The sequence below is a fragment of the Mycobacterium sp. E796 genome, from assembly GCF_001672815.1.
Classification (GTDB): Bacteria; Actinomycetota; Actinomycetes; order Mycobacteriales; family Mycobacteriaceae; genus Mycobacterium.
In genome coordinates, this window is record NZ_LZKK01000041.1 from 1 (window position 1) to 12280 (window position 12280).

Annotated in this window: 14 protein-coding genes; 6 read left to right on the plus strand and 8 right to left on the minus strand. The window is 67.1% G+C overall.

Going from position 1 to position 12280, the window contains the following annotated elements; all coding sequences use genetic code 11:
• A partial coding sequence (locus A5706_RS03630; RefSeq protein WP_156766944.1) for a TetR/AcrR family transcriptional regulator occupies window positions 1-205 on the minus strand: 205 nt, incomplete at its 3' end.
• Window positions 206-360: 155 nt separating this feature from the next.
• On the opposite strand from A5706_RS03630, the gene A5706_RS03635 reads away from it, so the two are divergent.
• A complete protein-coding gene (locus A5706_RS03635) occupies window positions 361-1170 on the plus strand; it encodes an SDR family NAD(P)-dependent oxidoreductase (protein WP_082964178.1) in 810 nt (269 codons plus the stop codon).
• A 5-nt stretch (window positions 1171-1175) separates the two neighbouring features.
• Here A5706_RS03635 and A5706_RS03640 read toward each other — a convergent pair whose 3' ends face one another.
• The 7 genes from A5706_RS03640 to A5706_RS03670 form a co-directional block, all read right to left on the minus strand.
• A complete protein-coding gene (locus tag A5706_RS03640; RefSeq protein ID WP_068127142.1) occupies window positions 1176-2303 on the minus strand; it encodes an acyl-CoA dehydrogenase family protein in 1128 nt (375 codons plus the stop codon).
• A 1-nt stretch (window position 2304) separates the two neighbouring features.
• Window positions 2305-2946, minus strand: coding sequence for a nuclear transport factor 2 family protein (locus A5706_RS03645; protein WP_068127144.1), 642 nt, complete (start codon window positions 2944-2946; stop codon window positions 2305-2307).
• A complete protein-coding gene (locus A5706_RS03650) occupies window positions 2943-4583 on the minus strand; it encodes a class I adenylate-forming enzyme family protein (RefSeq protein ID WP_068127146.1) in 1641 nt (546 codons plus the stop codon). The genes A5706_RS03645 and A5706_RS03650 overlap by 4 nt, the downstream gene beginning before the upstream one ends.
• Before the next feature lie 26 nt (window positions 4584-4609).
• Complete coding sequence (locus A5706_RS03655) at window positions 4610-5377, minus strand: enoyl-CoA hydratase-related protein (RefSeq protein WP_081665400.1); 768 nt, start codon at window positions 5375-5377, stop codon at window positions 4610-4612.
• Between the two features lie 70 nt (window positions 5378-5447).
• Window positions 5448-6197 carry an SDR family NAD(P)-dependent oxidoreductase gene (locus A5706_RS03660; RefSeq protein ID WP_068127227.1) on the minus strand — a complete coding sequence of 250 codons (750 nt, stop codon included), beginning with the start codon at window positions 6195-6197 and terminating at the stop codon, window positions 5448-5450.
• Window positions 6187-6825, minus strand: a complete 639-nt coding sequence (locus tag A5706_RS03665) for a TetR/AcrR family transcriptional regulator (RefSeq protein WP_068127148.1) — start codon at window positions 6823-6825, stop codon at window positions 6187-6189. Before A5706_RS03665 ends, A5706_RS03660 begins: the two co-directional genes overlap by 11 nt.
• A 2-nt stretch (window positions 6826-6827) precedes the next feature.
• Window positions 6828-7655, minus strand: coding sequence for a MaoC/PaaZ C-terminal domain-containing protein (locus A5706_RS03670; protein WP_068127150.1), 828 nt, complete (start codon window positions 7653-7655; stop codon window positions 6828-6830).
• Between the two features lie 98 nt (window positions 7656-7753).
• Here A5706_RS03670 and A5706_RS03675 point away from each other — a divergent pair, with 98 nt between their 5' ends.
• Genes A5706_RS03675 through A5706_RS03695 form a run of 5 tightly spaced genes read left to right on the plus strand, consistent with a single transcriptional unit; the run spans window position 7754 to window position 12264 of the window.
• Window positions 7754-8827, plus strand: coding sequence for an LLM class flavin-dependent oxidoreductase (locus A5706_RS03675; protein ID WP_068127152.1), 1074 nt, complete (start codon window positions 7754-7756; stop codon window positions 8825-8827).
• Window positions 8824-10314, plus strand: a complete 1491-nt coding sequence (locus A5706_RS03680) for a class I adenylate-forming enzyme family protein (RefSeq protein ID WP_068127154.1) — start codon at window positions 8824-8826, stop codon at window positions 10312-10314. Before A5706_RS03675 ends, A5706_RS03680 begins: the two co-directional genes overlap by 4 nt.
• A complete protein-coding gene (locus A5706_RS03685; protein ID WP_068127156.1) occupies window positions 10311-11477 on the plus strand; it encodes an acetyl-CoA acetyltransferase in 1167 nt (388 codons plus the stop codon). The genes A5706_RS03680 and A5706_RS03685 overlap by 4 nt, the downstream gene beginning before the upstream one ends.
• Window positions 11474-11869 (plus strand): Zn-ribbon domain-containing OB-fold protein, encoded by a 396-nt coding sequence (locus tag A5706_RS03690; protein WP_068127158.1) that lies wholly within the window; start codon window positions 11474-11476, stop codon window positions 11867-11869. The genes A5706_RS03685 and A5706_RS03690 overlap by 4 nt, the downstream gene beginning before the upstream one ends.
• Entirely contained in the window at window positions 11866-12264 is a 399-nt protein-coding gene (locus tag A5706_RS03695) for a nuclear transport factor 2 family protein (RefSeq protein ID WP_068127161.1), read from the plus strand. The genes A5706_RS03690 and A5706_RS03695 overlap by 4 nt, the downstream gene beginning before the upstream one ends.
• The last annotated feature ends 16 nt before the right edge of the window (window positions 12265-12280 follow it).

Sequence of the window (12280 nt, forward strand, 5' to 3'; positions counted from 1 at the left end):
TCGCGGCGTCGATGAGCACGTTGCGGTCTTCGAAGTACCGGTAGATGGTGCCCCGCGAAACGTTGGCCTTTCGCGCGACGTCCTGCACACTGGTGCGCTGAATGCCGAGTTGGGTGAAACATTCGTTCGCCGCCTCGAGGATCTGGTCCCGGCGATCGAACTCCCCGTCCGACTCGAGTTCGGTGGGGGCTGGTTTCGTCGACATGCCGCCCTATGCTACGCGACAAATGTGTCAATTGTGTTCCGTCCGGGGGCCGTAAAGCCCCTGGACGGTGGCCCGAACGTAGTCATTGCAACACTTGGCGTACTGCTGTTTAGTATGGCTGTCGTCGGCGGTGACGCCAGAAACGAGGGCAGCGCGTGGAGCTTGGTGTGGCGGGACACAACTTCGTTCTCGTTGGCGGGACTACCGGCATCGGGTTCGCCGCCGCCGAGCAGCTCGCCGCCAACGGCGCCAACGTGGCGCTGCTTGCTCGTGACGGAGACCGCGCCCATACGCGTGCGGAGCGATTGACCGCAGACTACGGCGTGGGTGCCGTCGGCATCGCGGTCGACGCGGCAGCCGCCGGTGATGGCGTGGACCGTGCCGTCGACCGCGCGGTAGCAAGCCTGGGACCGCTGCGCGGCCTGGCCGTCACCGCCGGACCGATGAATCAACAGGGGCCGTTCCTCGAACACGGCGACGAGTCGTGGGACTGGTACTACCAATTGATTCTGATGGGGACCGTGCGCTCCTGCCGCGCTGTCATCCCACACCTGCAACGCAATGGGGGCGGAACCATCGTGACGACGGCCGCGTATTCCGTTAGGGCGCCGAAGGTCCTCATTCCGCCGTATAACGCGCTGAAGGCCGCGGTGTTGACGTTGTCCAAGATTCTCGCCAAAACGCATGGCCCGGACGGTATTCGGGTGAACACCGTGTGCCCTGGGCTGTTCGACACCGAGGTGAACGACTTCATCCGCGCCGAGCGGGCAGCGCAATATGGCGTGGCGCTGGAAGACGCGATCTATACGCACCTGGCGAGCAACCCGGACTGGAACATGCGCGTCGCCCTCGGCCGCGGCGGACGTCCCGAGGAGGCGGGCGAGCTGATCGCCTTCCTGCTCAGCGACAGGGCGGCGTTCATGACCGGCGCGGCCGTCAACATCGATGGAGGCACGGACTTCTGACCCGCTCAGATCCCGATTTCGTCGGCGAGCAGTCGCCGGTGATAGGAGGCGTCGCCGAGCAGGTGCCCCGACGATTGAGCACGCTTGAAGTACAAATGGGCGGGATGTTCCCAGGTGAATCCGATGCCGCCGTGGATCTGGATGTTGGCGGCGGCGGCCCGAGCAAACGCCTCGGAACTGCACGCCTTGGCCAAGGACGCCACAGCCGGCAATTCCGCCGAGCGTTGGGCCGCGGCCCGCACCGCGTAATAGGCGGCCCCGCGGGCACATTCGATGTCCAAGAAGACATCGGCGCACTTGTGGCGGATGGCCTGGAATGAGCCGATGGGCCTACCGAACTGCCTGCGTGCCTTCGCGTACGCGACGGCCATCTCGAGGCAGCGCTGCGCGCCACCGACCTGTTCGGCGGCGAGCGCGGCACAGCCGAGCGCGAGGGTCCGCCGCAGCACCGGCACGGCGCCGCCTTCACGACCGACGAGCGACGCCGACGTTGCGGTGAATTCGATACGGGCCTGTTTTCGGGTCTGGTCCAGGGTGGACAGCCCGCGCCGGGCGACGTTGTCGAAGCGGTCGACGGCGAACAGCGACAATCCGGAGTCACTCTGGGCGGCTACCAATAGCACATCGGCGCTACAGCCGTCGAGGACATAGGTTTTCGCCCCGTCCAGCACCCACGCGTGGGCCGTTTCTCGCGCCCGCGTGCGGATCGCCCCGGCCTCCCAGCGGCCCGACTTCTCGGTCACCGCCAGGCTGGCGATCGTCGCTCCGGACGCGATGCCCGGCAGGAATCGTCGCTGGGCCTCGTAGTCGCCCGACTCAAGCAGCGCGCTGGACGCCAGCACCGCCGACGCGAAGTACGGGGAGGGAGCAAGCGCCCGTCCCAGCTCCTCGGCGACGATGCCGAGTTCGACGAAGGTGTACCCCTGACCACCGAATTCCTCGGGAATTGCGAGCCCCACCAAGGCCAGTTCGTCGGACATCTGCGCCCACAACGACGGGTCGTACCCCAGCGGTGATTCCATGTGGCGGCGCACCTGCGCCTCGTCGGCCTTGCTTTCGAGGAAGGAGCGCACGACGCGACGCAGCTCGTCCTGCTCGTTGGTGAATGCAAAACTCGTTGCTTGGGAGGACATTTCAAGCCCCCGCGGTTCCGCGTCCAGTCTGGCTCACCCGCGGGGCCTCGGCCCCCCGGCGCAAACTGCGCAGCCAGTCACCGACGGCGGCGGGGGCGGGGACCGGCGCGTCGAAGCGTCCCGGGTCGGCGGCCCAGAAAGCGTCCCACGACGGGAAGGCGTCGTGGAAAGAGCCGTCCTGGCTCGGGCCGCCGGGCCAGCGCACCTTCCGCGGACCGATCGGCGGGTCGGTGATGTCGCTGCGGTACCAGAACAGCGGGGTGCGACGCGCGAAATACCAACGGCCGTCGCGCCGTTCGTAGCGGTCGAGGTAGGCCAGCATCTCGATGAACCACGCGGTCTCGGTTTCCAAGTCGTTGCGCGAGTAGACAAGTCCGCTCGCGGTGTCGGCGTCGTGGACGTCGATGACATGACCGAGGACGCCGTGCGCGCTGCCCAGCAGCGTCGGACGCACCTCTGCGTCGTACCATTGGCGCATCGCGTCGCGCCCACGGCGCTTGCCCGGCACACCGACGTCGTCAACGAAAAGATTTGCCAAGGAATCGAAGTCGCGCACGTCCAACGCCACCGCGTAACGCGCCGCCAGCTGACGAATTTCCTCAATGGCCTCCAGTCGGGCGACCCGCGCCTCCAACCCGGTCATGCCAGCTCCCCCGACCTCAGTAACTGCACCAGCCGGGGCTTGTCGATCTTGTTCGTGGTGGTGTAGGGCAGCCGATCGGCGTCGGGGAGGATCACCCACCGCTTGGGAACCTTGTACGCGGCCAGTTCCTTCCGGCACGCCGCCGCGAGCTCATCCTGCGATGTGCACCGCCCCTGATTGAGCACGACCACGGCGCAGACGAGCGCGCCCTTGTCCGTGTCCGGAACGCCGACGACATAGGCGATCCGGACGCCGTCGACGTTGCCGATCACCGCCTCGACCTCCACCGGCGCGACGTTCGCGCCCGACGTCTTGATCATGTCGTCGGTGCGTCCGGTGAAGAACAGGAAGCCGTCGTCGTCCAGGTATCCGGCGTCCTTCGTGTGATACCAGCCGTCGTCGTCGAACAGGTCGCTGCGCTGCCGTCCGACCATGCCGCGCATCATGGCCGTGCCCCGCACGCAGATTTCGCCTACCGTCCCGTTGGGCAGCTCCACGCCGGTTTCATCGACGATCTTGTGCTGATAGCCGGGTGCCGCAACCCCGAGCGAACCGCGTTTGCTTTCGGGCACCGGTTCGTGTGGTGGCCACCAGGTGTGCGAACTGCACGTTTCGGTCATCCCCAGTTGTGTAACCAGTAGCGACGGATCGGCCGCGCGCAGTTCGGGCGGCAGCAGGACCTGGTGGTATCCCGCGCGCAGAGTCGACAGATCGGTGGACGCGTAGTCGGGATGATTCGCCAGCGCCCAGCCGACGTGGGGGAATCCCGTTGCGTAGGTGGCCCGTTCGGATTCAAGCAGGCGCAGCACGTCGCCGGCGTCGAACTTGTGCTCGGTGATGATGGTGGCGCCGGTCTGCATCGGTCCGAGCAGACCGAAGACCAACCCGGCGACCCAGAAGAACACCATCGGGATGTACACCCGGTCGTCGGGTTTCCATTCGTGCTGCGTGGCCACGAAGCGAGAGTGTGCGATCGCGGTGCCGTGCGTGTGGATGACGCCCTTAGGGTCCGAAGTGCTTCCCGATGTGTAGATGACGACCAGGTCGTCAGACGGGCGGACGGTGGATTCGCACGCTCGCAGAAACGCTTCGGGCACAGGTTCCGGCCACACACTCGGCCAGGGCCGCTCGGTGTCGCCGAGCCCGAAAACGTTGCGCAACTGTGGCAGTCGCTCGAGTTTCAGGGGCGCACCCGGGGCTGAAAACTCACCCGCAGCATCGGCGACCCGCGCCAGCATGTCCTTGCCGAGCAGCGAGTCGACCGATAGCAGGGTGTGGATGTCGGCGTCGCGAAGCAGCCACCTCAACTCCGGCGGCTGAAAGAAGGTGTTGATGGGCACCGCAACCGCGCCGATCCGCGTGGCAGCCAGGAAGGCGATCACAAAGTCGGGTCCGTTGGGCGCCAGGATTCCGACCCGAACGCCTTTGGTGACCCCGGCTCCGAGCAGCCGCCGCGCCATCTCGGCAGACCGAGTATCCGCCTGGCCGTAGCTGATCCGCTCGATGGTCCCCCCGCCGGCCGAGCTGACGACGAAGTCGTTCTCTCCGTAGGCGGCGACCAGGTCGGCCAGCATCGACGGGACGACGGGCGCGTACGGCAGCGGGTCGTAGCTGAACGTTCGTGCGGATTCACCCATTGCGTGTCATTCCAGAACTCATCGACTCATTCCACGACCCACCGCGGTTCGCGCTTTTCCGCGAACGCGAGCATCCCTTCCCGGTAGTCGGGATGGGTCAGCTGGTGTTGCAGCACATAGCGATACGCGACGTCGTTGGCCGCGCGCAGCCCGACATCGAGGCTGCTCCACATCGCCTTGATCGATGCCTGGACCGTCGCCGGCGAGAGCTTCGCAATGTCCAAGGCGATTTCGCGCGCCCGCTGTTGCAAACGATCCGCGGGCACGACCTCGTTGATCAGGCCAATCTCGTAGCCGCGCTGCGCGCTGATCCGGCCCTGCTTGGTCATCAGCCCGAGCTGCATCACCATCGACAGCGGCATTCTGCGCAGCAGCACCGCGGGCTCGAGCGCGAACACGTTGCCCACGGCCAGATGCGTGTCGATCAGCTCCGCGTGCTCGGCCGCGATGATGAGGTCGGCGTCGGCGACCTGATGCAGGCCGCCGCCGACGACCATTCCGTTGAGGGCGCAGATGACCGGCTTCCACACGTTGTGGTGCAGCCGCGATCCGGGAACCTTGTTGCGGATGCCGCCCTCGGCCGTTGCCCGGATGTCCTGGCCCGCCGAGAATGCGCGGTCGCCGGCTCCGGTGATGATGGCGACCCGGATGTTCGGGTCCTCCCGCACCCGTGCCCACGCGATGCCGAGCTCGGTACGGGTCAGGTCGTCAGTGGCGTTGAGCCGTTCCGGTCGATTGATCGTGATGGTGGCGACCTGCTCGCTGACGTCGAACAGGATTCTCTTTAGTTCCACGACATCCCCTGGCATCGTTTCGTAGCAGTAAACACTACATCAGCATGTGTCTTGTCGTTCCGCATCGACGTCATGGCATCCACTGTCCGCCCGACACCGAAATGAGCTGGCCGGTGACGTGTTTGGCGGCGGGCGAACACAGAAAGGCCACCACCCCGGCTACGTCCTCCGGCTCACCGATGTTTCCGGTCACCGTCGTCTGGCGCATCTGTGCCAGCTCGTCCTCCGTCTTGCGCGACAACAGCCACGGCGTCGCGGTGGTGCCGACCACGACGGTGTTGACCCGGATCCCATGCACACCGAGCTGAACGGCCATCAGCCGGCTCAGCCCTTCAACACCGGCCTTGGCGGCCGCGTAGGCCGGCGGCCCGGTGCGCACCCCGTGGGCGGACACCGAGCTGACGTTCACGATGGCCCCGCCGCCGTGGGCGACCATCTGCCGGGCGGTGACCTGCGCCATGACGAAGGTGCCCTTGAGGTTGACGTCGACGATGCGGTCCCAGTCCTCGTCCGTCTGCTCGAGAAACGTGCCGGGCAGCGTCATACCCGCGTTGTTGACCAACGCCCGAACGGGCCCGTACCGGTCGGCCAACCCGCTCAGCGCGTCCTCGACCGCGCCACGGTCCGTGATCGACAGGTTCATCGGGACGAGCAATCCCGATCTCGCCTCATCCGAATCCTCGGCGCGCGCAATGGCCTTCGCGTTCACATCGATCGCGGCCACCCGGTGGCCGCTGCACATGAGCGCGGCCACAATCGATTCACCGATGCCTCGCGCTCCCCCGGTGACGACCGCGAGCGGACGGGAATCACCCGACACGCTTGCCACCTCCCCGCCCCGGTCCGGACGTTGCGACGGTGCGCTCGATCGCGGCGATCGAGGGCCGCACCAACTCCACGGATTCGGCCATCAATCGCGACAACTCACCCCGACCACCGGCGGCAACCCACGAATCGATCGCCGCGCGGTTGGCGGCGTTGATCAGCGTGGCAGCCAGCCGAGGCCGCAAGTCCGGTCCGGTATCGCTGCCCAGCCAGCGCGCGACCTCGGCGGTGAGCTGATCGATCCAGTCCTCGTTGATCCGCAGCATCGTCGCGCGCAGGGCCGGCAGGCTGTGATACATCCGCGCGCGGACCAAAAACATGTCGGGCTGATCGACTATCGCTTGCGCTACCGCCATCGACGTCTCGGCGAGGGCGTCGCACAGCGAGTCCGATCGCGCGGCGCGGAAGCGGCGGATAGCCTCCTGCAGCCGCTCGGCGTAGCCGTCGAACAGGATGTCTTCCTTGCTGGCGAAGTGATGGAAGAACGTGCGCGGCGCGACCCCGGCCGCCGCCGAGATCTGGTCGACGGTGGTCCCCTCGTAGCCGTGAGTGGTGAACAGCTCGATCGCGGCATGGATGAGCGCCTGCCTGTTGCGCACTCCGCGAGCCCGTCGTTGGTCCATGCTCACACCCCTGCCAGCGTGGCAGTTCCGGAGCTCAGGGCGACGGCGTCACCCTGCAACGTCCGGAAACGCACCGAACCTTCGGCTCGCCAGATCTCCGTCCGCAGCGGGGCATCGAGCTTCACCTGCTTGGAGAACCGGCAGCCCACCGATGTCAGCGACCGGGGGTCCCCGTCACCGATCCGGTCGATCACCGCCCGCGCGGCGAACCCGAGCGTGCACAGCCCGTGCAGGAAGACGTCGTCGAAGCCGTACTTGCGGGCCGCCTCCGGGTCGATGTGTAGCTGGTTGCGGTCACCCGAGAGGCGGTAGAGGGCGGCCTGCTCGGGCCGGACGACGTCGTCGAATATCGCGTCCGGCGGCCCGTCGGGGTCCGGTTCGGCGGCGGGTCCACGGTCGCCGCCAAATCCCCCCGCGCCGAGGACCATGGTCTGGGACCTGGCGACGAACACGGTCCCGTCCGGATCGGCGCCCCGGCTGGTCAACTCGACGGCCGCGTGCTTGCCCTTGTCCCACACCGCCGACACCTCGGCCTGCACCGACATTTCCCCGTCGGCGCCGATCGGCCGACGCAGCTCCAGCGATTGCGCGGAGTGCACGATCGGATACGTGCCCAGATCGAGCACACTGCGCAGGTCCTTGACCGCCCACCAGTTCGCCACCAGGGCGAACGTCGGCAGCACATCGGGACCGCAAGCCTCGTTGAGCAGCCTCAGCTCGGACGGCGGACGGGCGCCCACCCCCAAGGCGTACAGGATCACGTCGGTCTCGCACCAGCGGAAGGTGCTCGGCGGCAACGCGGTTCCGACCGCGGAGTCGAACAGAGCCACGGCACTCCCTACTAAACGGATTGACGATATGTGTTCAATCGTGCATTATTGTGGCAGTCAGTGCAACTACTTTTCCGAAGCGAGCGGGAGGGACCGACATGAAGTTCGGCGTGTTCATCCTCGGCGACAAGCCCAACCACCTCAGCGAGCGGGAGGTGCTGGCCAACGTGCTCGAGGAGGCGCGCTGGGCGGAGGAGCTCGGCTACGACGAGATCTGGCTGGCCGAACACCACTTCTCCCCCTACGGCATGCTCCCGGACCTGCCCCAAGTGGCGACCGCCATCGCCGCGCAGACCGAGCGCATCCGCATCGGTACCGCGTGCATGGTGGCACCCTTCCACGAGCCGATTCAGTTGGCCGAACGGATCGCCTTGGTCGACGTCCTGTCCGGCGGGCGCTTCGACGCCGGCTTCGGGCGCGGCTATCAGGCGCACGAGTTCAAGGGTTTCGGCATCTCGATGGAGGAGGCCACCGGCCGATACCAGGAGTGCGTCGAGATCGTCAGCCGCCTCCTGACCGAAGAGAACGTCAGCTTCCACGGCAAGTACTTCCATATCGAGGACGTCACGATCTATCCGCGGCCGGCGCAGCAGCCGATCCCCGTGTGGGGCACCGTGATGAAGACGCCGTCCAGCTTCGAATGGCTCGCCGAGAAGGGGTTCGGCGCGATCATCGGAAACCCCTATCAGGTCGACCCCGATCTGCAGGGGGCCCTGGACATCTACCTGAAGGTGCAGTCGGAAAAGGGACTCGACGCCGCCACCGGCCACGTGTGGGCGCTGCTCAACGCCTTCTGCCACCAGGACGACGCGTTCGCCCGCAGCTACCCGCGGGAAAGCGTCGAGCTCTCCATTCAGACCCATCGAAAGTATTCGAGCCCGTTCGAGCGCGGCGGCGAGATACCGGGCGACTACAAGGCCTACTCGGACTGGTTCGAAAAACACGACAAGCAAAGCTACGAACAGGTGCTGAATTCGCACCTCACGCTGATGGGTGACCCGGACCGCATCGTCGAGAAGATGCGCACCGTCATCGACATGGGCTGGCGCAACATCATTTTGCGCATGTCGCGCGGCGGCGCCATGGACCGCACGAAGGTATACGACTCGATGAAGTTGTTCGCCCAAGAGGTGATCCCCGCGGCGACCGAGCTCGCGGCAGCCGTGGCTTGAGCCAGCAACTCGCCGACCGCATCCGCGCGGTCCTCGCCCTCGACCCGCGAGCGCCCGCGATCGAGTACGAGGGCCGGTGGGTGGATTGGCAGCATTTGTCGGACATCGCCGCGGGCGTTCAAACGTCTTTAAGGCGAGCGGGTTTGGGGGAGGGATCCCCCGTCGGGCTGGTGCTGCGAAATCATCCCGCGATGGTCGGGGCTCTGCTCGGCGTGCTGCTGACCGGCGGTTGCGTGGTCACGATCAACCCGTCACAGGGCGACGCCGGGCTCTGCGCGGACATCCGCGGGCTGCGGTCGCCCGCGGTGGTGGCTTTGCAGACTGACTGGGAGCGCACCGGAGTCGTCGGCGCTGCCACCGGATCGCTGGGCGTTCGCGTATCGAGTGACGTGGCCGTTGTGGACGGGCTGGAACATCTCGGACCGGGCCCGTTCCGCCCGTCCCGCGACGGCATCGCCGTCGAGATGCTCACCAGCGGTACCACGGGCCCGCCAAAGCGAATACCGCTGTCCTACAGCTCTTTCGAGCACACCGTCGCAGCGGCGGGCGCCCATTACAGTGTTGGCGCCGGGCAGGACGCCGAACTGAGACTGCGTTCGGGTGTCGCCATCGTCTCCTCTCCCCTGGTGCACATGTCCGGGCTGTTCCGCACCCTGCTCAACATCTGCGAGGGAAGAAAGATCGCGCTCCTGGAGCGATTCCGGGTGCCCGACTTCGTGGATTTGCTACTTCGACACCGACCGAAGGCCGTGAGCCTGGTGCCGTCGGCGATGGCGATGGTACTCGACGCGGGCGTGGATCCGGATGCCTTCTCGAGCGTCGAGGTGGTGACCTCGGGCACCGCGCATCTCCCGGTTGACGTGCAGACCAGGTTCGAGTGTCGCTACGGCGTCGCGGTGCTACCGTCCTACGGGGCAACGGAATTCGCCGGCGGCGTGGCCGGGTGGAACCTCGCCTTGCACCGGCAGTGGGCCACCCTTAAACGCGGCAGCGTGGGACGCCCGCAGCGCGGCAGGGAGATCCGCGTCATGTCCCTCGAGGACGACACCGAAGTGCTGCCCGGCGAGCAGGGCCGCATCGAGGTTCGCACCACCGGCGGGGACTGGGTGCGCACCACCGACCTCGGGCGGGTCGACGCCGACGGGTTTGTGTTCATCGACGGGCGCACCGACGACGTCATCATTCGCGGGGGTTTCAAGGTCAATCCGGCCGAAATCGTCGGGGTGCTCCGTGGCCACCCGGCGGTCCGCGATGCAGGCGTGACCGGCCTGCCCGATGAACGGCTCGGCCGCGTGCCTGTCGCGGCGGTCGAGTTGACCCACGGCGCGCGCGCCACGCCCGAAGACTTGCTCGCCTACGCGCGCGAACGATTGAGCCGTTACTACGTTCCGGCCCGGCTGGTCATCGTCGAGGACTTGCCCCGCACACCCTCGCTCAAGGTCAGCCAACCCGCGCTGCGTGAACTCTTCGAAGGGACAGGAAGTTGACGACCCGAGGTGTGGCCGCCATTGTCGGTGTCGCCGATGACGTTTCGGCGTCCGGGGTAATCGATGTGCCGCTGCGCGAGCTCGAGGCGCGCGTGATCACCGCCGCCCTGGCCGATGCGGGCTTGTCGCTGCGCGACGTCGACGGGCTGTGCACCTGCACCGGTGGCACGCTCATGCATTCGGTGGAGCTGGCCGAGTACCTGGGGATAGCGCCGCGCTTCACCGACGCCACGCAAACCGGTGGCGCCAGCTACGGGCTGTACGTCGAGCACGCCGCCGCGGCGATCGCAGCCGGCGAGGCGGAGACGGTGGTGATTGTCTATGCCTCGACGCCGCGCGCCGCCCGCAAGCGTGGCGAAAAAGGCCTTGGGGTCTTCGCGACTCCCGAGCGCCTGGAATGGGAGACGCCGTTCGGGGTGATGCTGCCGATCAGCGCCTACGCCCTGGCGGCCAACCGGCACATGGCGACGTACGGGACGACCCCCGAACAGCTGGCGCAGATCGCCGTCGACACTCGACGGTGGGCCACGCTGAACGATCGAGCTCACCTGCGCGAGGCGATCACCGTCCAGGACGTCATGGGCTCGGGATTCCTCGCCGAACCGCTGCACAAGCTCGAGTGCTGCCTGGTCACCGACGGCGCCGCGGCGCTGGTGGTCACGAGCGCCGAGCGCGCCCGCGACCTGGCCAAGCCGCCGGCCTTCGTTCTGGGTGCGGCGTCGGCGGCCTCGCACGCGATGATCTCCCAGATGCCCGACCTCACCGTCACACCGGGGGCGCTCTCGGGGCCGGCCGCCTTCCGTGCCGCGGGCCTCACACCGGCCGACATCGACGTGGTCGAACTCTACGACTCGTTCACCATCACGGTGTTGCTGGCGCTCGAAGACCTGGGCTTCTGCGCCAAGGGCGAAGGCGGTCCGTTCGTCGCGGACGGGAGATTGGCACCCGGCGGTGCGCTGCCGGGTCAGACGTCCGGCGGCGGCCTCGCCTACACCCACCCCGGGGCCTTCGGGGCCTTCCTGCTCGTCGAAGCCACGCGGCAATTGCGTGGCGAGTGCGGTGAACGCCAGGTCCCACACGCGAAAACGGCCGTCGCACATGGCACCGGCGGGGTCCTCTCGGCCACGTCGACCGTGATTCTGGGAACGGAGGCCACGCTGTGACCGATACGCTGCCGGTCCCCGAGCCCAGCCCGGCGTCCGCACCCTTCTGGGACGCGACCCGGCGCCATGAGCTGACCGTCCAACGATGCGAGTCGTGCGCGCGGCTCGTCTGGTACCCGCGGTTCGTCTGCCCGCACTGCGGCGGGTCGTCGCTGGTGTGGGAGAAGTTGAGCGGTGACGGGGTCGTCTACGCGGTCAGCGTGCACCACCGCGCCGCGCTCCCCGCACTCGCCGACAAGGTGCCGTATTCGGTGGTGCTTGTCGATCTCGACGAAGGTGTCCGCATGATGTCGAACGTGTTCGGTCCCCCTCCCGCGGTCGGTGATCGCGTCGCCGTGGCATGGGTGTCGCTCGAGGACGGCCGTAACCTCGCTGTCTTCGAGCCGAAGTGAGTCCTGACGCAGCGCTGCGGCGCGCCCGAGAAGAGCTCGTGCTCCGGCACGTCGCGGCCGAGAATGCGCGAGACCTGGAGGCGGCGATGGCTACTTTCACCCATCCCCGCTACGAGATCATCCCTACGGGAATGGTTTTCGACGGTGACGAGGCGGTCCGCGCAATGTTGTTGCAGCAGTGGACGGATCTCCCCATGCTGCGCTATGCCGCGGAGGCGACCTACCACGGGGACAACGGCTTGGTCGTGGAGACGCGAACGACCGCGCCCGGCACACCGCTCGACATGTTGAGCGTCAATCTCTTCGGGTTTCGCGGGCCGGATCTGATCCTGGAACGTTGTTTTTTCGATCGGATGCTGCTGGCGGAACAATTGGGTTCGATCGGGAAGCCGTAGTTGAGCACCCGGTCAG

Bases quoted from the DNA above. Each gene is read 5' to 3' on its own strand.
- A5706_RS03665 (WP_068127148.1), bottom strand. From the start codon at position 6,825: ATGGACCAACGACGGGCTCGCGGAGTGCGCAACAGGCAGGCGCTCATC.
- A5706_RS03645 (WP_068127144.1), bottom strand. From the start codon at position 2,946: ATGACCGGGTTGGAGGCGCGGGTCGCCCGACTGGAGGCCATTGAGGAA.
- A5706_RS03650 (WP_068127146.1), bottom strand. From the start codon at position 4,583: ATGGGTGAATCCGCACGAACGTTCAGCTACGACCCGCTGCCGTACGCG.
- A5706_RS03640 (WP_068127142.1), bottom strand. From the start codon at position 2,303: ATGTCCTCCCAAGCAACGAGTTTTGCATTCACCAACGAGCAGGACGAG.
- A5706_RS03675 (WP_068127152.1), top strand. From the start codon at position 7,754: ATGAAGTTCGGCGTGTTCATCCTCGGCGACAAGCCCAACCACCTCAGC.